General features: G+C 54.3%; 18 protein-coding genes and 1 tRNA gene. 13 read left to right on the forward strand and 6 right to left on the reverse strand.

Annotated elements, in window-relative coordinates; genetic code table 11:
• The first annotated feature begins 8 nt into the window (after window positions 1-8).
• From PW792_08240 to PW792_08285, 10 genes are all read left to right on the forward strand, one after another.
• Entirely contained in the window at window positions 9-1,184 is a 1,176-nt protein-coding gene (locus PW792_08240; GenBank protein MDE1161922.1) for a phage major capsid protein, read from the forward strand.
• Window positions 1,185-1,248: 64 nt separating this feature from the next.
• Window positions 1,249-1,908, forward strand: coding sequence for a head-tail connector protein (locus PW792_08245; protein MDE1161923.1), 660 nt, complete (start codon window positions 1,249-1,251; stop codon window positions 1,906-1,908).
• The gene (locus tag PW792_08250; GenBank protein ID MDE1161924.1) at window positions 1,908-2,249 is read left to right on the forward strand and encodes a phage head closure protein; all 342 of its coding nucleotides are present in this window, start codon (window positions 1,908-1,910) and stop codon (window positions 2,247-2,249) included. The genes PW792_08245 and PW792_08250 overlap by 1 nt, the downstream gene beginning before the upstream one ends.
• Window positions 2,246-2,638 (forward strand): DUF3168 domain-containing protein, encoded by a 393-nt coding sequence (locus tag PW792_08255; protein MDE1161925.1) that lies wholly within the window; start codon window positions 2,246-2,248, stop codon window positions 2,636-2,638. The genes PW792_08250 and PW792_08255 overlap by 4 nt, the downstream gene beginning before the upstream one ends.
• Window positions 2,639-2,716: 78 nt before the next feature.
• Complete coding sequence (locus PW792_08260) at window positions 2,717-3,193, forward strand: hypothetical protein (GenBank protein MDE1161926.1); 477 nt, start codon at window positions 2,717-2,719, stop codon at window positions 3,191-3,193.
• Window positions 3,194-3,246: 53 nt separating this feature from the next.
• A complete protein-coding gene (locus PW792_08265; protein MDE1161927.1) occupies window positions 3,247-3,615 on the forward strand; it encodes a hypothetical protein in 369 nt (122 codons plus the stop codon).
• 92 nt (window positions 3,616-3,707) lie between these two features.
• Window positions 3,708-3,995, forward strand: a complete 288-nt coding sequence (locus PW792_08270; GenBank protein MDE1161928.1) for a hypothetical protein — start codon at window positions 3,708-3,710, stop codon at window positions 3,993-3,995.
• A complete protein-coding gene (locus PW792_08275; GenBank protein ID MDE1161929.1) occupies window positions 3,950-5,221 on the forward strand; it encodes a hypothetical protein in 1,272 nt (423 codons plus the stop codon). The genes PW792_08270 and PW792_08275 overlap by 46 nt, the downstream gene beginning before the upstream one ends.
• 6 nt (window positions 5,222-5,227) lie before the next feature.
• Entirely contained in the window at window positions 5,228-5,659 is a 432-nt protein-coding gene (locus PW792_08280) for a lysozyme (protein MDE1161930.1), read from the forward strand.
• A gap of 8 nt (window positions 5,660-5,667) precedes the next feature.
• On the forward strand, window positions 5,668-5,940 hold the full coding sequence (locus PW792_08285) for a hypothetical protein (protein MDE1161931.1): 273 nt from the start codon (window positions 5,668-5,670) through the stop codon (window positions 5,938-5,940).
• Window positions 5,941-7,357: 1,417 nt separating this feature from the next.
• Here PW792_08285 and PW792_08290 read toward each other — a convergent pair.
• The 5 genes from PW792_08290 to PW792_08310 form a co-directional block, all read right to left on the reverse strand.
• Window positions 7,358-7,750 (reverse strand): hypothetical protein, encoded by a 393-nt coding sequence (locus PW792_08290; GenBank protein MDE1161932.1) that lies wholly within the window; start codon window positions 7,748-7,750, stop codon window positions 7,358-7,360.
• A 16-nt stretch (window positions 7,751-7,766) separates the two neighbouring features.
• On the reverse strand, window positions 7,767-10,880 hold the full coding sequence (locus PW792_08295; GenBank protein ID MDE1161933.1) for a hypothetical protein: 3,114 nt from the start codon (window positions 10,878-10,880) through the stop codon (window positions 7,767-7,769).
• Between the two features lie 2,510 nt (window positions 10,881-13,390).
• Window positions 13,391-13,467 (reverse strand) — tRNA-Glu (locus PW792_08300).
• 97 nt (window positions 13,468-13,564) lie between these two features.
• Window positions 13,565-13,840: a DUF507 family protein gene (locus tag PW792_08305; protein ID MDE1161934.1), complete on the reverse strand. Its 276-nt coding sequence runs from the start codon at window positions 13,838-13,840 to the stop codon at window positions 13,565-13,567.
• Window positions 13,840-14,118 carry a DUF507 family protein gene (locus tag PW792_08310; protein MDE1161935.1) on the reverse strand — a complete coding sequence of 93 codons (279 nt, stop codon included), beginning with the start codon at window positions 14,116-14,118 and terminating at the stop codon, window positions 13,840-13,842. The genes PW792_08305 and PW792_08310 overlap by 1 nt, the downstream gene beginning before the upstream one ends.
• 370 nt (window positions 14,119-14,488) lie before the next feature.
• On the opposite strand from PW792_08310, the gene PW792_08315 reads away from it, so the two are divergent.
• Window positions 14,489-16,969: an ATP-dependent Clp protease ATP-binding subunit gene (locus PW792_08315; protein ID MDE1161936.1), complete on the forward strand. Its 2,481-nt coding sequence runs from the start codon at window positions 14,489-14,491 to the stop codon at window positions 16,967-16,969.
• Between the two features lie 127 nt (window positions 16,970-17,096).
• Here PW792_08315 and PW792_08320 read toward each other — a convergent pair whose 3' ends face one another.
• Window positions 17,097-17,393 carry a YtxH domain-containing protein gene (locus PW792_08320; GenBank protein MDE1161937.1) on the reverse strand — a complete coding sequence of 99 codons (297 nt, stop codon included), beginning with the start codon at window positions 17,391-17,393 and terminating at the stop codon, window positions 17,097-17,099.
• A 318-nt stretch (window positions 17,394-17,711) separates the two neighbouring features.
• Between PW792_08320 and PW792_08325 the strand changes: the two genes are divergently transcribed.
• The gene (locus PW792_08325; protein MDE1161938.1) at window positions 17,712-18,878 is read left to right on the forward strand and encodes a hypothetical protein; all 1,167 of its coding nucleotides are present in this window, start codon (window positions 17,712-17,714) and stop codon (window positions 18,876-18,878) included.
• A gap of 156 nt (window positions 18,879-19,034) precedes the next feature.
• Window positions 19,035-20,441 (forward strand): trigger factor, encoded by a 1,407-nt coding sequence (gene tig, locus PW792_08330; GenBank protein ID MDE1161939.1) that lies wholly within the window; start codon window positions 19,035-19,037, stop codon window positions 20,439-20,441.
• The last annotated feature ends 77 nt before the right edge of the window (window positions 20,442-20,518 follow it).

Raw genomic sequence — 20,518 nt, forward strand, 5'->3', positions numbered from 1 at the left:
CCTAATCAATGACTCACCGCGAACTAACCGAAAAGCGTAACAAACTCCTGATCGATGCCCGCACCGCCATGCAGGCTGACAACGTAACCGCCGAAACCCGCGCCAGCGTAGACGCCATGCTCGCGGATGCTAACGTCCTCAAGGGTGACATCGAACGCATGGAAGCCTCGGCCGAATCAGAGCAGCGTTCCCTGCCAACCAACACCCCGCCTCGCGGTGCTGTAGAGAATCACTCCGCAAAGGATGAGCGCAGCTTTGAAGAGCGCAATGCCGCTGCGAACATTGCATTGCGTAGCTTCCTGAAGGGTGAACGTTTTGAACAGCGTGACCTCACTGTAGCTGCTAACGGCGGTGTGATGATCCCTGTTGCTGCTGTCGATCCGATCCAGGCAAAGAAGTCCGCCGGTTCGATCATGGACATCGTCAAACGTATGCGTACCACGACTGGCGAAGATGTTCGCCAACCGCTGTGGGACGACACCGCGAATGGCTTCGTTCTCGATAGCACGGCTGTATCCACGACCGATCCGTCGATCACCGGCACGCTGCTGAAGGTTGATGGACTCCGCTCGAATCCCATCCTGCTCGATAACAAACTAGTCCAGGATGTCAGCTATGACCTCGTCACCGACGTAAACGCGGCGATCAATCTGCGTTACATCCGCTCGGTGTCGCAGGCCATCGTTCAGGGCAACGGTAGCAACTTCACAGCCCTCTCTGCACCTTCGGCTCTTACCAGCGGAACGGCTGCGACCGTTAAGTACGCGGACCTCGTCGGCTTGATGACTGCTCTCGATCCGGCCTACACGACTAACGCTGTCTGGTCTTTCTCAACCTCGACGCTCGGCGCGGTGATGAACCTGGCCGACGCTAACGGTCGTCCCCTGTTCCTGCCCTTCAACGATGGCGGCATCTCGGGCTTCGTTGGAACCATCTTCGGTTTCCCCGTGAAGATCGACCAGTACGCATCGACTGTGGCAACGGGTAATACGCCGATCCGCTTCGGTGACCATAGCGCAGCCTACACGCTACGCGAGGTCGAACCAGGCATCGTCATCAAGCAGAGCGCAGACCGCTGGATTGAACTGAACCGCCTTGGTGTGGTTGCCTTCGCTCGCGCTGGTGGTGCTCCGACGATTGCATCGACGACCACTCCTTCGCTTGTGTCCCTGACGATCAAGTAATTCAACGCGACCCTAAAGCCCCGAGGTCAGCAATGGCCTTGGGGTTACCTCTTGAGACCTATCCATGCCTCTGTCCTATCGCGAACTCACACAACCAGCAGCCGAACCAGTGACACTCGCGATGGCGAAGCAACAGCTTGTGATCGATAACACCTTTACCGCCGACGATACACTCATCACTCTATATATAGTGGCGGCTCGTCAGTATTGCGAACGCGTGATGCAGCGTTACATCTTCACACGCTCTATGTTGATGACGCTCGACTACTTCCCACTGTTGAGTGAGTGTGTTTCAGGTGCAGACCAGTACGCCTACGTATCTAGCTACATCCGATCACTCTCAATCATCGTTCCGAAGGCAGGACTAGCCTCGGTTCAGTCCATTAAGTACACCGGCAACGACGGCACACCTGTAACGCTCCCCGCTTCAACCTACGTCGTGGACACAGTGAGCGAACCGGGCCGCATCATGCCAGCCCCCGGCTGCGTGTGGCCGTATCAGCAGAATTACATCCCCGGCCAAGTACAGATCACTTACACGATGGGTACGTATGGCGACGGCGTGAATGCAGACAACTGCCCAACTGATATTAAGCTCGCCATCCTCTTGCTGGTCTCACACTTTTACGCACACCGCGAGGCCACCACAGAAGCATCGCTGACAAACATTCCCCTCGGCGTTGATTCCCTACTGGCTCCACACACATTCGACACGGTGTACTAATGCGCGATCCTCTCACGATCAATTCTGGTTCGCTACGCACATCGATAGATATCCAGGCGTCATCTTCTGCTGGCTTCGGCCAAGCATTGACATGGACGACGGTACTGACCACCCGCGCTTCCATCCGCTCTTTATCGCTGAGTGAAAAGTCCACGGCAGCAGGATTTTCGTCACAAGTAACTCACCGAATCGTGATGCGTTATCAGAACTCAGTGCCGTTGAAGGCTGGAATGCGAATCGTTGCAGCCACCGGTACCTACGACATTCAAGCAATCGACAATGTGCAGGAACGCAATCGAGTCATCGTTGTTCTCGCGTTAGAGATGGAGCCGACGCAATGATCGAAGCCTCCATCGTTGACCTGCTAAACACAGACACCACGCTCACATCAATCATCGCCGGTCGAATCTATCCCGTTCTGCTACCTGAGCCGCCAACGCTACCAGCGATAACCCTTCGCACACTATCCGCCGTACCTACGTACGAACTCACAGGCGCGTTAGGCATGGTTGTCACGCGCATCGAGTTCACGTCCTGGGCGAACGACTACGCAACGTGCAAGACCATCGCATCAGCGATACGTAACGTGCTCGATTTATTCACCGGCATTCTGAACGATGGCACAACAGTATCCGCTTGTCTACGTGCAGGCGTGACGGTCGATGCGTTCAACGCTGACGCTCGCCTCTATGGCGTGTCTGTTGATTACAAGTTGACCCACACCGAGTAGCACCCACACACCCACATCTTCATTGCTTCACGACACCTCGCCCACAAGCGAGGTATTCCACGTTAAGGACTCTTACACATGGCTACAGCCACTCAAACATTCCAGCTCGGCCTCAAGGCCACGCTCTCGGTTTCCACAACCTCGACCGGCACATTTACGCCCGTAAACAAGCTATCCAAGATCACCTTCGGTGCAGACAAAGTCGATTACATCGACGTAACAGACCTCAATGCACCCTCTGGAGTGACAGGTGGTCAGCCACGCAAGCAGTCCGCACCTGGCCTAATCACTCCCGGCGATGTGACCGTTACTGGATTCCTTATCCCTGCTGGCGACCCCGGCCAGTTGCTTGTTACTGCCGCTTTTGATGTGCAGACGCTCCTTTATTGGCAGCTACAGTTCGCTCCTGTTGCAGGACAGACGACCGGCGCTTTGCAGACCTTCGTTGGTTATGTGTCAACACGTCCGACGATGGATGCCTCGATGACCGATGCAGTGACGTTTAACTTCACCGTGCAGCAGACAGACGCGCCGACCTACACCGCAGGCAGCTAATCCAGATCACCCCAGAGGCTCCCACCGTGGAGCCTCAACCTTTTTGAGGTCATATGTCCCACGCAACACACAATCCATTACTGCCATCGGTCTATCTGGACATCGCAGGCAAGAAGCGCAAGTTGCTCTTCGACTTCAACACAGTGATTCGCGTAGATGAACTCACAGGCTTGAACCTGCTTCGTGCAGTTGTATCCGAAGTGGAAGCGAAGAACGTTCGCGCACTACTTTACGCATCATTGCTGCACGATGATCCCGACCTCACCCTCGAAGAGGTTGGTTCATGGATCACGATTCGCAACATGAGCAGTGTACAGACCGCGATTCGTACCGCTTGGTTTGCTTCTGTTGAAGACCTCGAAGCAGAGGATGAAGACGACCTGGGGGAAGCTTCAGCTCAGGACGCGACCCCAGCGAACTGAGCATTCACTACCTCTGGTCCCGCGCTCGATACGATCTTGGTCTATCCGATGAAGAGTTCTTCCGATTAACTCCAGCACTCTTCCACCTGCTGATGAATCGTCACCGTGACCGCCTTGCACATGAAGAGATGGTCGCCGCATTGACGACAGCAGCGACGATCAACCACTCCATGAATCCTCCCGAGAAGGGAGTGTCGTGGACTGAGTTCGCGCCACACTTCCGTGAATTCAAGCGTAGCGGTGGAAGCAAACTCAACGAGAAGCAACTGCAACAGGTCAGCGATTTCAACCAACTCGCTCTTGAGTTGGCCGACCGCCTACGCAAGGAAGCATCATGCCCGACGATTTCACAGCCTTACGAACCAAACTCCAACGCCTAGCGAATGAGCAACGAATAGCAGCCGAACGTAAAGCGTTGAAGGCGACTGGTGAAGTCATCCTTCAAGCGGTGCAGGACCTCTGCCCGATTGAAGCTGGCAAGCCCGAGGGCATTCTCGAAGTTGGCGAATTACACGCCTCATTGAAGACCTACGTGAAGATTGCCACCGATGAGAAAGCTGTAGACGGTGCTGAAGATCAGGTCATCGTCGCACCTTCGACCCTTGCTTACATCAACGCCGTTGCCGGTCAAACCTATAACATCCGTATCCGTTCATTGCGCTCCAACGGCGGCACATCCGTTTGGGTGGAGTTGGATGGCTTCGTCGCCGGTCTTGTGCTCAACACTCAGAGCGCGGACGGATACGGCATCGGTTCACTCGTTGGCGAGGCGTATCCCAACAACACAGCAGCGATTGACTGTATGCCCTTCACTGCTCAAGTTGGCTCGCTATCCCTGCCTATCTTCCCTTCTGGTGCAGTGATGATTACAACCGATGGGACGATAGGCGGCTCGGGTGCTGCGCTGCTCCAGCAGACGCAATATTACGTCTACTACGTCGATACAGCATATGCGGGTGGTAATGTCACGCCGATCGCTACAACCAACAAGGCTGATTTCGTTGGGAAGCTCGGATTCTTCCTCATCGATAGCATCATCACACCGTATGTCTCTAGCTCTGGCGGTGGCACATCGACAACGACGCTGTACTATCCATCGACGTACAGCGATACCGGCACTCGATCAACGGCGAACCCCGGTCAAGCATATGACGGTGACCTTGCAACCTACGCTCTTTGTTCTGGCGTTACCACCACAACAACCTGGACTACGGGCGAAGGTTCCTTCTCTGGCTTCCCTGCGATTGCCTTGGCAAGCGAATCCACTTTAAGCATCAACGCTTACGCAAGGATGATCGGCGATGGTCAATGTGGTTGCACCATTAGCTGGGGCTCTGGCTCGACGGCTGGTAGTGCGACGGTCTTCGAAGCAACGGCTACGTTTGCACAACAGACCTACACCTACACCATCCCTGCCAACGTCGCACTCAACTCGGTAAGCGTACATATCTATGCGTATCCAGCCGTTGAGGTCGATCCCGGCTCTAGTGGAGCAGAGCCTCCTGTTGGCCCCGGTGCTGGCGGTGGTGCGGGGATTGTTACCAGTTCAACGTATGACCCTGCATCGACGTTGATGTCGGTGTACGAAATCTACATTACGGGATAAATCACCATGCAAATCGGTGAACGGGGCTTGGCATTAACCAAGTCCTTCGAAGGCTTGCGCCTCAAAGCATATAGAGATTCAGCAGGCGTTTGGACAATCGGGTACGGAAGCACCACGAACGTTCGCGCGGGGATGGTCATCACGCAAGAAGAAGCTGATGACCGCCTGCGCTCGGATATGGCAACAGCCGAACACGCAGTCGATATTGGCGTCCGCGTTCCACTCGACCAAAACCAATACGACGCGCTGTGCGATTTTGCTTACAACATCGGTATCGGCAACTTCTTGCATTCGACTCTTCGTGAGCTGCTCAACGCGGGCAAGTTTGCCGATGCTGCGCTGGAGTTTTCAAAGTGGACAAAGGCGGGCGGCAAAGTGTTGCCGGGATTAGTTAGCAGGCGAGCGGCTGAGGCTGCTCTATTCAATTCAACCAATTAAGGAAATACATGCCCGAATCAACAACATCTCTCATCCTCTCCGAACTTCGCGACCTGCGTGAGGAACTAAATCAATTCACCCGTTCAAGCGAAGGACGACTCGCGACGTTAGAAACTGGCATGTACGACCTTCGAGGCAACGGACAGCCGGGACGAGTCACCAAGCTGGAGCACAACGTCCATGAACTAGATCGATGGAAGTATAAGTTGGTCGGCTACTCAAGTGGGATAGCCGCTTGCGTGTCTGTTATCGGCTGGTGCGTCGAACATCTCGTGAAGTAAAGAAGCTCCACTATATATAGTGGAGGGGAAGATAGGTTGTTCATTGAGAGCGCTTCTCCGAAAGAATGGTTAACCTGGTGATTCTCAACCAGACAAACATTTCTACCATCCCAAAAAGAAACCATTCATATTTATCTATATAGCCTAACTTAGCCAAAATAAAATATACAAATAACGAATAGCTGACGGAAAACATTAAAAGCATCCATCGGAATCTAGCTATAATCCATAAACCCCCGTTTTCCCAGTAAAAAATAGCCAAAATGACAAGCGAAAAACATATAACGTTAAATGTTTTTACGATTGTGGGGTTGGGAATAAATGGATTCCCGCCAAGATGCACATCACAATTGCAATGAGCATAAATGGCAAGAATAATCGGAAAAATATAAAACGATTTGTCATTTCTGACGTCGCCTTTAGAACAATCTACACGGTGTTGGATTAGCCGCAGCATCAATAGCCTGCGGAGCTTCATTAACCGCAAAATTAACACCCACTAGATACATGCTATATCTCGATAATGCTAGCGAGTCATCAACCATCGAACTAAACGTGGTTGATTTAAATGGCATAATTAGGACAACTCCTCCCTTTGATTTTATTTGCGTTGCCGAATAAATATAAGCATTCACAATAGCAGTCTGGCTTGCGTTATTTAACGCTTGCCCTGCTTGATCCTCAATTATTCCGCCAGCATCCGATGGAGGATAGACGCAAGCAAGTCGTCCCGAAGGGACGGCTTGCTGCTTTTAGGCGGCCCGTCATTTTGCAAAGCCTAACAATCGGATCACGATCCCGAAGCAGAAAATCACTCCGCCGCAGAAGCTAACGCATGCACCAAGTACAGGCAGCCTTGACCAATGTCGGTCAAGCGCGAGCAGCCAGTAGCGCCTTAGAAGACTCGGCATATTGAAGATCAAAAGAGAACTCGAGGAACCTCCATCGACTTCCTGAAGACGACGACGAATTAGTGTTGCGAAATACCAGTATGCGAGAGATGCAACAGAGGCTAATAAGCTCAACAAGTCAATCATGTTCTTCGTCCCCTATCGATGTCAGAAATGTGCGTCAGGATCAGAACACACTAAGGCCGCTGGTAATATGCGGCTCAGGTTGTACCAGGCGTTCACAGCTCCGACCGTTTTCGCAACAGGATTCGGCGATATCAAATTCCATATCGTCGCCGCTGTTGTCGTAGCCGTAAGAGTGTTTTGAGTGTTGCTTCCCCCGGGAAGTGCGTTCGCTTTCATAGCGCCGTTGAAGCAATCGCCGAAGGACTGCTGGCGAGGATGTGGTGGTTGAGGCGTTGGCCAGTGGGGTTTCTCATCCCAGTCCCATCCATTTTTATTTGGGGCGAGTCCAAATGTACAAGCGTTGACAGCATCGTAATCATAGGAGTAGGAGCTAGACTCCATTACCAAACCGCAAAGAATAACCGATAGTATGTCGGATATTTAACCGCTGGAGCGTGCTGAGCCGAGCCAAGGCTAACCGTGAATAGCGACGATGCAAGCAACAAGGAGACTGCGACAATGCGGGTTTTGGAAGACATATCGAAGAGTCTAGATCCCCAAAAGGCCATAGCAGCCGAAACTGCGATAGGCCAAAGGAACGCTCCGATGACAGTCGCTTTGGACTGCACGCTGAGGCCGACAGATGCATCGATCACCCAAAGACCGAGACCGTTCGCAATACTCCACAAAATGTTCAGCAGCCTGAGACCTCCAAAAAATGAAACATATGGAAGAAATACTCCAAGAAACAGCGGCCAAATCCCAAAAAATATCGTAAAAATTGCTTTCTTCATCCTTCGCCTCGATGTATCAACGGCATCCCAAATATGCCCTTGCATTTGCGGCGTTAACATGCACCCCAAGCTCGTATTCTGCGGCTTGCACAAAATGCATAAAACTCATTGTTGGATAGACCACCGCAATTGTGTTTCCTAGCTTTGGATCGCTGTACATCTTGGCCACAAAGGTATTTTGACTAGGTATAAATGGTGATTCAGTAGCACTTCCATGTACTGACGCCTGCGAAGTCCAGCCTTGGGTATTGATCGCGGAAGGATTTCCTACCGCAGCAAAGTTTGCGTTTAGAGGACTTATGTTGTTGGCTTGATTCTGCGAAGGATTCAGGTTGGACAACGCTGCTACCGAGGCATTTCGGACGACTTGTGAATCATTCGCAGAGCAAGCTGGGTTACTTGGGGCTAAAGAGCCATCCGATCCGAAGTAATAGCCCCAATCCACACTCCAACCGGGCAAAGCATCTGCGCTGACTGTAATTTCAGTATATCCGTTATCGTAGCTACTATCGGTATACTGACCGCCGGATGAGATACATGTATCTGAATCTACAGGATTACCTTCATCCGTTTCTTCGACGACATCGGGGTTGTCATCTGTGAACCACTCACAGTACAAACCACTTGGGTCGCGGTACGAAAGAGGACTATTCAGCACATAAGAGTACCGGTTCAAGCTCTGCGGGTTAGCTGCGTTGTAGCTACCCGAATATGGATCAGGGCTTGTCCATGTTCCCGACAGTGGTGAATAGTCGCGGAACATAGCATGTACCGTCCCGTCATTGTTGCTATCCAAACCGGTGTAATGTCCGGGGTCTTGATCTACACCACTCGCCGTGTAGCCATCACCAAACGGTAGCGACGAGTAGGAACCCTCAACCGCTCCCGCCGATGTGGTCTGCACTCTAGCCGTACCAAGATGATCTTGGTGCTGGAAATGAAGACCAGAGGCGTTGAACAACGCTATCGAAGAGCCGCCAAAGTACACGTTCTCCGACACCACATTGCCAGCCGAATCGAGGGTAGCCACTCGGCTTCCGCTTGAGTTGAAGACGAAGTTATTCGTCGTGCCAGAGTTCGTTACCCCGATACGACGGTTCATTGCGTCGTAGACGTACGAGGACGAAGAGACGCCCGAAGAGGCAATAACATTCCCTTCCGCATCGTAGGTGTAGGTATACAGTCCGTCCGAAGTCATATTCCCGGCTGCATCGTAGGAGTATGGAAGCCCCGCCGCCGAACGTGTGCTGCTTGCCAGAGATGTAATCTGATTCGCGGCATTGAAGGTTGCTGACACGGACGGATCACCGCTGGAGGATGCCTGTCCGAGGCGGTTGCCGTATCGGTCATAGGTAAACGTCAAGTTCTGCGTCGTCCCAGAGGTCACAGTCTTCGAGGCCAGGCGATTGAACTCGTCATACCCATAGTTCATCGACTGATTCAGCACTGTATCCGATGCGGAGGTCATTTCCTTGCCTGACCATGTAGCCGTCATGCCATACAGTGTAGACCCACCAGCACACCCAGCACTCGCTGAGCCGGAGCATAGATACTTCGAACTTGGACGTCCCAACCCATCATAGCTATTAAGAGCGATCAGGCCATTGCCAAGCGTCGTGCTCAGCAAGCCGTACGCTCCATAGCTCGCGCCGGAAACTATAGGGGTAGAGACGCTTCCATAGAGACTGGAAGCGGTCAACGGTTCAGAGGCAACGTCGTAGGTATAGCCGGTCGTGTGTCCAGTACCGTCTGAAGCCGACAAGAGGTTCCCTATGGCATCGAAGGAATAGTTCTGCTGTGTGGCTGAACCAGTTGCACAGTTTGCGGTGGTGCAACTGATAAGCAGCTTCACGCGACCACCTGCGTCATAGCCAAGGAACCCGATGCTCGAACCCGTTGCAAATGAGGTCATCTGCCCCTTAGAGGAGCCGAGGTTTGTTCCTCCAACACTTGCCGTTGCCTGATCGTAGCTAAAGGTCTTCGTGGGAGTGCCATCGTCATAGGTGATCGAAACGACGCGGGATGCATTATCGTACTGCGTCACCGTCGTGGTCTTGACAGTCGGGTCGGTCTGGTTCGCCTTTGGCTTCACGCGAGTCACAACCAAACCAGTCGAATTGGAGCTATACGCATACGTGGTCGTTCCCGACTCAGGCTCCGTTACGCTGGTCGTTCGACCCAGCCAATCCGTTACGAAGGTGCGAGTCTGACTTCCCTGCGTAACCGTCGTTGTGTGGTTCGCAAGATCGTAGGCGTAGGTTGTCAGATAGCCAGTCCCTGCGATGTCCATGCCGCAATCCACCGGAGCACCTGAGTTTGGCAAAGTTACCGAAGTGATTTCGCATACCGCTGCCGTCCGACCAAGGGCATCAGTCTTGATTAGCTTCTTATGCCCATTCTCGTTAGTACGAGACTCCGTCTGTCCCAGATATTGATGAACGAATGAAGTGCCATCATCATGCTGCACAGACAGTATCCGCCCAAGAGCGTCGTAGGTGTACGTATCGCCCCGCCCCGAGCATACCTGCGTGACCGAATCGGTTGCTGCTTCATAAGGATAGGAAGTGAAAGACACCCGACCATTCGCGTCGTAGCATGTGTCTTGCAAATACCAATCGCCCGACGCCTTTTCTACAGCGACTCTGCGCGTCCGCCCGTATGCATCAGCAAACGTCTCACGCGTCTCTGTGCCACCGGACATTGAACGAGTCTGAATCGTCTCGTTTGTCGAAGCCACGATGGTCGCACTCCCCGTTCCAACAACACCGTTGATTTCAGTCGGGAACGAATAGCCAGTTGGCCGGAACAAGCTGTCATAGCCGGTGATCGTGGTGGTCTGACCGTTGACATCTGTGCTGCTCGTGGGTAGGCCGGTATGCGCTGTGTCATAGCCTGCACCGGTTGACAGGTTCACTCCGCTTGAGGGCGTTGGGGGTGTAGCCCCAGTCGCATAGGTGAACGTGCTGTCGTAGTTATAGGTCGTCGTCCCGTTCATGGGGTCGGTCGAGTTGAGCACGGCACCGGTGTCGTTGTATGTGATATTCGTTGTTATATAGCTCCCGGAAACATTGGCAAAGTAGGTGTTAACGGAGGTTACATTAGCACGATCACCTGCGACTGCGGCATGCATGGGGACACCACTTGTTGCTTGCGGAGTTGAGCCATCGTAAGTGTAGGTAGTATTTAGAAATATCTGAGTCGCATCATAGTAAGTATCTGAATATTTCACATAAAGCCCATTCAAGAGCTGAATCTCGTCCATCCGGTGGTTGACTAGGTCTGATACGTAGGTGCTTATGCTAGCTGTCAAAACTTCTTCTTTATTTAAATTTCCGGTGAACGCGCTAAAGTATCGAAGGTCACTCTCCGTTTCGAGCCCATCATATGTTGAGCCACGTCCCGCGGTATAAATAGGGTATGTGAACGACGAGGTACAGCTTGATCCAGCTCCACCAAAGCTCGCATAGCAAAATGCGTCCTTGCGAAGCGGGGTTCCAGTAGCGGACGTTGCGTACACTGAGACACTTGAAGGCAAGAGGAGTGACGTTACCGTCGAAGGCACGTTCGACGCTTGTACAAAGTCATAGGCTATTACATGACCAGCGACAGTAACATCCGTGTGCGATGTGGAGTTCGTGACCGTTGAGCGGACATAATCAACTTCAGTTCCAAGAGAATCAGCATCCGCCGTGGCAGTGCGTGTCAGACCCGCAGCGCTACCATCTGTGCAGTTGATGCCATTGCTGCCCCCGGTATAGGCATAGGATATGGTGGCACCGGTAGGTATCCGAACTGACACAATCCTGCCTGTCGTAGCCGAAGCGTTACCAGGAGTCGGTTCATATGTAAATGCATAATATCTGCCGTCAGGAAAGGTAACTCTATCGACAAGAGGAGAGGTGCTAGCAGCATATTCGCTCACACCGGAGCATCCAAAGGCCGTCTGCACAGTGTGATTCAGGTAAGTAACCGTGACGGAAACTGCTTGCCCTGAATAGTTGGTGTAGGTGAATGTTCGTGGGCTTGGAGCTGTTCCTGCCACAGTCAAAGCTATATTGCCGGTAGTGTCTGTAAAATGGCCGGTCGTATCAACCGATATCTGATTACCATTTGTGTCTGTAACCGTGCCAGCACCACTGGTGGAAAGAATCGGAGCAACGATCTTCGTACCGTTCGCAGTCGTAATAGTGGCATGGGTGTAAGCAGTCACATTTATCTGGTATCCAGAACCATCCGTAGCAGCACCACTGACTGCAAGGAAACCTGTTGTTGCGGGGCAGTAATCAGCACTGCCTGAGGTAAGGCGAGACGTTGAGACCGTAAAAGGGTGTCCCACGCCAAATTGATCGTAATAAATCCACCCGCCATATGTCGCAATGGTGCATTGGGTTATCTTCCCACCAGAAACTGGCTGAGGGCCGCCGACCTCAGGCGAAGTCGAGGTATCAGTCTCGTAGTTAAGAAACCCGGTGATAGCGTTGGTATCGCCAGACCATCCCCATAAGCTAACGGGTGTCCACTTCTTCGTTGTCCCGGATGTAACCGGGTACCAAATGGAGCTGTCGTACGCGAGCGAGTATTGGAATGGCATCCCGCGCCCCGGCTTATTCAGAATCGGGATGCTCAGATGGACATTAAGATTGCCAACATTGATTACGTCTCCACCGGCACGAGAATCGAATGCTCCGTTCGCATATTGCCCTGTTGCGACTTGCGCCAAAAGGTTTTGGTTGACGAGCAGAAAAAAGGCGCAGAACAGCGAAACGACGAGGACTCTCAACAGTCGCAAGGGGGGTTCTCCTGAGTTGGTTGCTAATCCGAAGAATAAGGCCTATCGGACGGCGACTCAATAAGAATCGAAAGATAGGCTAGGTACTATCGTCTAGCGACCTTCGAGTAGTGATGGTATGCGATGGGATCCATAGGAGCCAGACGGAATCGCCTTCACCTAAGAGCCTCCAATTTTGCCATCTGCCCCTCATCCAGCACCACGGCGATGATCCCCCTCCTGACCACATCCCGAACTCCAATGCCTGCTTATCCAAGCGCACGACCACGTTTGGCGATGGCCGTTAGAGCTTCATCGGTTCTCGCCGTGCATTCGTATATCCGCGATCCAGCTATCCAGAAGCTGACGTGCCACTTGCTGCCCTGTTCTTCGAACCGCATCGTAACCTTGTATCGGACAGCTGCGAGCCCCTTGCGGATGGAAGCGGCGATCCTTGCCCGGTCTTGAGCCGTTGGCAGGGGTGACCGCGCTGACATATCCAACCAGAGGGCACCTATCGAGTTCTGTTTCGGTTCATCCACCCTAGGCGAATGATAGGCGAAAGTCCTGTGTGGTGGCTAGGCTGATTTTTGACGGTTCAGCACCGACATCGCATTGACCAGTGAAGAATGATCCATGTGTGCGTATCTGGCGCTCATCTGAATAGTCTTATGCCCTGCCGCCTCCTGAATCACTTTGAGACTCACACCTGCCTGAGCTAGCCGCGAACAACCGAGGTCAGCTTTGCACCGAGACGCATATGCCAGCACAGATTCCCACAAAATATCTGGCAGAAACCTGGCAGATTTTCCAAACAGGCCTGCAGTGCGATTTCAACCATCGCCGTAAACTATTCATTTTACTGAGGTTTTTGGTAGCGTTACCGGGGCTCGAACCCGGACTCTTCGCCTTGAGAGGGCGACGTGTTAACCAGTTACACCATAACGCCACATACGATACAGGGCTGTACCGGTGCGACTTGTTCAGTATAGCAAAAGAACTGCCCGGCGCTGTGGCCGGGCAGTTCCCTTTTCTGTGCAAAATTTCTACAGGCCGAGCTTCTTGACTTCGTCGTTGTAGTACTTGCGGTAGAGGATCTCCCACTCCTGCGAGCCTTCCAGGATGATCTTGCGCTGGGAGCTGATCTTCAGGCGAGCGGCCTGATCCAGGCGGGTCTCTTCCAGCAGAAGCTTTTCGAGTGCCTTACGGGCTTCCTGGCGAATTGTGTTGCGATCTTCAAGAAAGTCGACTTCGTCGATCTCAGCAAGGGCATCGGCAACGGTGTGGGCAAGTTTGTTGAGCTTGTCGCGGGAAATACGCACTAGAGCACCGCCTTATACTTGCGGGCCAGTTCGTTCTTTACCTTCTTGAACATCTCCGGGTAGCTGGCGCCGGTCTTGAGCATGTCGTCCTGGAATGCCTCAAGGATGACGCGCACTTCTTCGTTGATGCGGTCTTCGAGCGAGAGTTCATCGACCAAAGCGTAGGCCACGCGCTCGTTAACGAGCTCTGGCTTTTCGGTCTTGATCATCTTGGCAGCGACGAGGTGCTTGACCGTCTGCTTAGCGAGGTAACCTACGTAGTCTTTCGAGAAAATCATGGGCGGCTTTAGGTTAGCACCAAATGCAGAGCAGATGCGCGGCCAGCTGTTTCGAAAGAAAGCACTCGACCAGGTTGGGCAAAACGCTACAACCTGGCCGCTAAAAGGCGGCGAGAAGGCGGTTTGCGACCGATTTTCCACATTCGCGTCTAAAGAAATGTGACGGAGAGGTTTCCGGACCGTGGCCGGAAACGCCCGACGCGGATACACTAGGGCCAACCTTCTGGAAGGCCCGGAGTTATGGGTTTACAGTTCGTGTCTCGGCGGAGGATTGCCGAGGCGACCACGGCAATGACGTCAACACAGACCGCGCCCTTTGCAGTACTGGGTTCTACACAGCGCGGGCGACGGTTTGAGGCTGAGGGTGAGCATGTTCGAACGCTATACAGAGAAGGCGCGACGCGTAATCTTTTTCGCGCGCTACGAGGCGAGCCAGTTCGGATCGCCTTACATCGAAACCGAACATCTCCTGCTGGGACTGCTGCGCGAAGATAAGGCCCTGACGAACCGCTTCCTGCGGTCCCATGCGTCAGTGGAATCAATCCGCAAGCAGATTGAGCAGCACACTACGGTACGCGAGAAGGTTTCGACCTCCGTCGATCTTCCGCTATCGAATGAATGCAAGCGCGTGCTGGCCTATGCAGCCGAAGAGGCTGAACGCTTGTCTCATAAACATATTGGAACGGAGCATTTGCTACTCGGCCTGCTGCGGGAGGAGAAGTGCTTTGCTGCAGAGATTCTGACCGAGCGAGGGCTGCGCCTTTCGGCAATTCGTGAAGAGTTGCAGCGTACGACGCAGGAGAAGCCTGCACCGGCTGCCTCCGGCAGTTCCAAGCAGCGCGGACAGCAACAAGAACAGTCGATGCTGGCCGAGTTTTCACGCGATCTGACGATAGCTGCAGGCGAGCAGCAACTTGACCCGCTGGTTGGCCGCGACTTCGAAGTCGAGCGCGTGATCCAGATCCTGTGCCGTCGTACGAAGAACAATCCGGTGCTGATCGGTGAGCCTGGTGTTGGCAAGACAGCGATCGTCGAAGGCCTGGCGCAGAAAATTGCGGACGGCGAAGTTCCCTCTTTCCTTGCGGACAAAAAGGTGCTTTCCCTTGATCTGTCGCTGGTGGTTGCGGGGACGAAGTATCGCGGCCAGTTCGAAGAGCGTTTGAAAACGATCATGAAGGAGTTGCAGGAAGCCGGCAACGCTATCGTGTTCATCGACGAAATTCATACTCTGGTCGGTGCGGGTTCGGCAGAGGGTTCACTGGATGCAGCGAACATTCTGAAGCCCGCGCTGAGCCGCGGCGAGATTCAGTGCATCGGCGCAACGACTCCTGCAGAGTTCCGCAAGTCAATTGAGAAGGACCGCTCACTGGAACGCCGTTTCCAGGCGGTGAAGGTTCCTCCTCCGAACGAAGAAGATGCCATCAAGATCATCATGGGCATCCGCGAGAAGTACGAGAAGTTCCACGCGGTGAGCTACACGGATGAGGCGATCGAGTTTTCGGTCACGCACTCGAGCCGCTACATCCCTGACCGCTTCCTGCCGGACAAGGCGATCGATTTGATCGACGAAGCTGGTGCGCGTGTGAAGTTGCGTCAGACGACGCTGCCTGAGGAGTTGACAGAGGTTCAGAAGCGGATCAAGTTCATCGTGCACCGCATGGAGTCGGCGATTGCGAATCATGAGTTCGAGAAGGCTCGCTTCTACTCGGACGAAGAGCGTAAAGAGCGCGAGAACCTGCGTGCTCTGCGCGACAAGTATCACCTTGATGAGTCGAGCTCGGGCATTGTGACGCGCGAAGACATTGAGGACGTCGTCAGCCGCTGGACCGGCGTGCCGATTACGTCGATCAAGGAAGAAGAGACGCAGAAGCTGTTGCGCGTGGAAGAAGAGCTGCACAAGCGCGTGATTGCGCAGGACAAGGCGATCAGTGCCCTGGCCCGTGCCGTTCGCCGTTCGCGTGCTGGCCTCAAGAACCCTTCGCGACCGATTGGATCGTTCCTCTTCCTCGGGCCTACGGGCGTGGGTAAGACGGAAGTGGCGCGTACGCTGGCTCAGTTCCTCTTTGGCAGCGAGAAGTCGCTGATCCGCTTCGATATGTCGGAGTACATGGAGAAGCACAGCGTCTCGAAGCTGATCGGTTCGCCTCCGGGCTACGTCGGTTACGAGGAGGGCGGCCAGCTCACAGAGCGCGTAAAGCGTTCGCCGTACTCGGTTGTGCTACTGGACGAAGTCGAAAAGGCGCATCCCGATGTCTTCAACCTGCTGCTGCAGGTCTTCGACGACGGACAGCTTACCGATGGTCTGGGCAACACGGTTGACTTCAAGAACACGATCATCATCATGACGTCGAACATCGGCGCCAAGCACCTGATGAAGCGCGAAAGCCTGGGCTTCCAGTCTCAGCGTGATGAGGTGGCGATCGAGAAGATGCAGGAGATGGTGCTCTCAGAGGTGAAGAAGGTTTTCACGCCGGAGTTCCTGAACCGCCTCGACGAGACGATTGTGTTCACGGCGCTGGGCGATTCGGAGTTGATGCAGATTCTCGAGTTGCTGGTGCAGCAGTTGAACAGCCATCTGGTCCACAAAGCGATCACGCTCTCTGTGACCGACGAGGCCAAGAAGTGGATTCTGGACAAGACCGTGACGGACCGCTCGTACGGTGCGCGTCCGCTGCGTCGTGCTCTCCAGCGCCACATCGAAGACCCGTTGTCAGAGGCACTGATCGCAGGTCAAATCACCGACCGGCCAGCGTTCCTCGAGGTGTATCTCGAGAACAACCACCTTTTCTATCGCCCGCTGAGTGCAGAGGGCGACGAGAAGAGCGATGGCCTGGCGTTGTCGACGGTGTAAAGACTCACGCTGGAAAAACCAAGAGTGGCGCCTGCTTGCAGGCGCCACTCTTTTTCCTGTGCCGAAGTGGCTGCTACGCACAAACGCCCGCAGGAGAGCTCCTGCGGGCGTTTGTCACGATAGCTGGTTAGACGAGCTTAGAGATCGCCTTGTTGGCGGTCTTGATATAGCCCTGGGCTTCATCCACGGCGTCATCCAAATGGTCCTTGGTGTAGTCGATGAGCTTCTGAGCTTCTTTTCCAAGAGAATCCGCTTGCTTCTTCAGGTACTCCGCCGAGTCCTGCAAGGTATCACCAAGATCTTCGATGCCCCGTTTGAGCTTCTTCCGCGTAGAGGCTCCAGATTGAGGAGCGTACATCAAGGCCGCAACTCCGCCGGCAATAGCACCGATGCCAAGAGCAATCCAGAATTCTTTGTGACGCATTTGCTTTCCTCCGTGTGCAGATCAAGTCGCACTTGAGCAATAGGATGACAGTTTCTGATGATCGGTTGGATGCTTGGATGAGCGGGATCAAGCTGTCCGCAAAGTCAAGCCACCTTTGCGACACGGATTGCATCTTTATGTCCTTAGGCCTCTTTTCGTAAAGAGCTATGCGAAGTGGTCACTGAGCGTGTACAAGAGATAGCCAGCGAAGCGTTTCTGGCAGCAGTACGCGCTCTGTGCTGATGGGGTTTTATTTATTTGAAGGTCTCTAAGAAGATGAAGTCGTTTGTAGCATCGGGCCGCCGTAAATGGAATGGAATGATTACCCCGCTTCTTGTGGGATTGTTATGCCTTGGGTTGCTGACGATTGCTTACAACCATATCCATGGAAATTTCCATCGCCTGAAGCAACAACTGGGTGATGAAGAAGTTGATGATTATGCCGGCCCCGGTGGACAACCTCCTGTAACACTGACGCGCACCGTGAGTTCATTGGGCAGCCAGGCGGAGTTTACATCCCTGACCTTGTTCCCCGGGCGTGGGATGCAGATGGAGCAGATTCACGCGTCTATTCCCGGCATGGGAGACGTACCGCTTTTGGTCGACTTGCCGAGTGACAACCTCTCTACGGTTCTTACCAATAAAGGAAACGACGCCGGGGGGCGAATGAGCCCGACCTTTGGGGGAGCGTTTCTTGCGCCGTGGATCGGGCAGCTCACAGGAGAGCCGGTGGCTACGAATCCTGAGCTCCTGACAACTACGGTTGTGCAGCAACCGGTTCAGATCTTTGCCTCTGCAGATAATGCCTCAACCTCGGTAGAGGGCTCGCTATCAGGCACCGCAGCGACAAAGACGGAAACGGTGGTCTTGGCCGAGGGTCAGGCTGTCACCTCAACCTTCGAGGTGGGAACGAAGAAAGATTGGCCCTCGACGTTGGAGATGACCGGAAGCGTACGGTTGACGGGACAGGCCATTGATGTGACCTGGGTAGTGAAGAATACCGGGGGCACAGCTGTGCCCTTCGCGCTGGCGTGGCGTCCGATACTGGCTCTGCCTGATTCCACGCATGGACACATGCAACTTTACGTCCCTTCTACCTCTGTTCTTTCCCGTGGAAAGATTCAGGATGTAAAGGGCGGTGAGCAGGACTTCTCGCAGGCCTCCGGAACCAATTTGACCGGTACGGCGTTGGATTCGACGTACGTGAATCTTAGCCATGCGCTGCTGGACGATGGGCCTGCTGTCGAGGTTCGCAATTCGCAGATCGGCACAGGATTGCGGCTGACGATGGCTGGCGATGGATTTCAGGCGGTTCATATACGGTCAGACCGCAAAATGAGCTGGATTTCTCTCGAGCCGGAGAGCACGGCTGAAGGAGAATCCGTCCCTTTGCTGGCTCCGGGAGCGAGCAAGACGCTGCGGCTGCGGCTGGAGATTTTCCCCATCGGGAATCGATCTAGGCTGAAAGCCTCCAGCACACCTTAGATGCCCGGTTTGACCCATCGCTATCGACCCTCGTATCCTTAGAAGCTGGCGCAGTATCACGGCTCCGGACAGGAACCGGCGCTACGGCAAACGTTCCGCAAGCCTGCGGAATATTCGATTGCATAAGAGAAATCCCCTCTGGAAGGCACCAAGACATTGACTCCGACTGAAACTCAAGACGCGGCGATCGCTACTCCTGCGCAGAACGAAGAGCACAACCACGACCACTCGCACGAGGGGCACCATCACCATGGACCGGCGCTGAATCCGGAACTGACCCGCACGATCCACGTTGAGGCTCCGGCTGAAGACGTGACGAAGGCGTTCAAGTCCGTCACCTCGCGCTACACCAAGCTGGCCCGCATTCCGGGCTTCCGCGCGGGTAAGGTTCCTGCAACTCTGGTAAAGAGCCGCTTCGCGAAGGAAATCCGCCAGGAAGTGCTCGAATCGCTGATCTCCGAGAAGTTCCGCACGGCGCTGGAAGCTGAGAAGCTGCAGCCCATCTCGCAGCCCCAGGTGAGCGAGCTGTTCCTCGTAGAAGGCCAGCCGCTGAAGTTCACCGCGACCTTCGAGACCCTTCCCGAGTTCGACGTAACCGGCTATGACGCCGTGACGGCGAAGCGCCCGGAGTCCGAGCTGACGGAAGATGAGTTCCAGGCAGAGATCACCAATGTGCTCGACCACCACGCTACCGTTGAGACGGTGACGGAAGAGCGCACGATCGTCGATGGCGACTGGGCAGAGATCGGCTTCACCGGACAGGTGCAGGCGCTCGCACAGACCGTTGGCGAAGATGGCGTTGAGTCGGCTGCGGCAGAAGAACAGCCGATCACCGGCGACGACGTAATGATCGAGATCGGCGGCAAGAACACCCTCGCGGCGTTCTCTGACTCGATCCGCGGCACCAAGGTCGGCCAGGAGATCGAAACCGAAGTTGTCTACCCGGCAGACTTCGGCGACATTCGCCTCGCGGGCAAGACCGTGAAGTACGACGTGACCGTGAAGGCGATCAAGTCGAAGACCTATCCGGAGCGCGACGCTGAGCTGGCTAAGCAGCTCGGACCGTACGAAGACTGGGCAGACTTTGAAACCAAGCTCCGTGAGCGCGCTCAGGGCCGCAAGAAGTCGGCTGTAGAAGCGGGTGCACGCGACGAGATGGTCGAAGAGCTGATCAACAAGTTCACCTTCCCTGTCCCCGAAGCGTTCGTGGCCCAGCAGGTGGATGCACGCCTGGAGCGTGGTCTGCGTGCACTGGCACAGCAGGGCATGACGCCGGATGCGATGCGCCAGCTCGACTTCGAGCGTCTGCGCGAAGCGAACCGCGAACAGGCTATCGCCGAAGTGAAGGCTTCGCTGATCCTGGACAAGGTTGCGGACCAGATGGGCGTGACCGTAAGCGATGAAGAGCTGGAGCGCGAGCTTCTGATGCTTTCCATCCAGCAGCGCGAACCGCTCGATTCCCTGCGCAAGCGCCTGGAGTCTGACGGCACCGTGCAGCGCATTCGCGAGAGCATTCGTCGTGAGCGTACGGGCGAACAGCTTTACGAAAAGCTGGCCAAGTAAGCACAACGGTTCAATGAACCCAAGTTCTCCACAGCTAAGGCCTCGCGTGAATCCCACGCGAGGCCTTAGCATCTAGA

Source organism: Acidobacteriaceae bacterium (assembly GCA_028283655.1).
GTDB lineage: Bacteria > Acidobacteriota > Terriglobia > Terriglobales > Acidobacteriaceae > Granulicella.

Bases quoted from the DNA above. Each gene is read 5' to 3' on its own strand.
- PW792_08240 (MDE1161922.1), top strand. From the start codon at position 9: ATGACTCACCGCGAACTAACCGAAAAGCGTAACAAACTCCTGATCGAT.
- PW792_08265 (MDE1161927.1), top strand. From the start codon at position 3,247: ATGTCCCACGCAACACACAATCCATTACTGCCATCGGTCTATCTGGAC.
- PW792_08245 (MDE1161923.1), top strand. From the start codon at position 1,249: ATGCCTCTGTCCTATCGCGAACTCACACAACCAGCAGCCGAACCAGTG.
- PW792_08285 (MDE1161931.1), top strand. From the start codon at position 5,668: ATGCCCGAATCAACAACATCTCTCATCCTCTCCGAACTTCGCGACCTG.
- PW792_08320 (MDE1161937.1), bottom strand. From the start codon at position 17,393: ATGCGTCACAAAGAATTCTGGATTGCTCTTGGCATCGGTGCTATTGCC.
- PW792_08255 (MDE1161925.1), top strand. From the start codon at position 2,246: ATGATCGAAGCCTCCATCGTTGACCTGCTAAACACAGACACCACGCTC.
- PW792_08295 (MDE1161933.1), bottom strand. From the start codon at position 10,880: ATGCATGCCGCAGTCGCAGGTGATCGTGCTAATGTAACCTCCGTTAAC.
- PW792_08275 (MDE1161929.1), top strand. From the start codon at position 3,950: ATGCCCGACGATTTCACAGCCTTACGAACCAAACTCCAACGCCTAGCG.
- PW792_08250 (MDE1161924.1), top strand. From the start codon at position 1,908: ATGCGCGATCCTCTCACGATCAATTCTGGTTCGCTACGCACATCGATA.
- PW792_08290 (MDE1161932.1), bottom strand. From the start codon at position 7,750: ATGAAGAAAGCAATTTTTACGATATTTTTTGGGATTTGGCCGCTGTTT.
- PW792_08280 (MDE1161930.1), top strand. From the start codon at position 5,228: ATGCAAATCGGTGAACGGGGCTTGGCATTAACCAAGTCCTTCGAAGGC.
- PW792_08315 (MDE1161936.1), top strand. From the start codon at position 14,489: ATGTTCGAACGCTATACAGAGAAGGCGCGACGCGTAATCTTTTTCGCG.
- PW792_08310 (MDE1161935.1), bottom strand. From the start codon at position 14,118: ATGATTTTCTCGAAAGACTACGTAGGTTACCTCGCTAAGCAGACGGTC.
- PW792_08260 (MDE1161926.1), top strand. From the start codon at position 2,717: ATGGCTACAGCCACTCAAACATTCCAGCTCGGCCTCAAGGCCACGCTC.
- PW792_08325 (MDE1161938.1), top strand. From the start codon at position 17,712: ATGATTACCCCGCTTCTTGTGGGATTGTTATGCCTTGGGTTGCTGACG.
- PW792_08270 (MDE1161928.1), top strand. From the start codon at position 3,708: ATGAATCGTCACCGTGACCGCCTTGCACATGAAGAGATGGTCGCCGCA.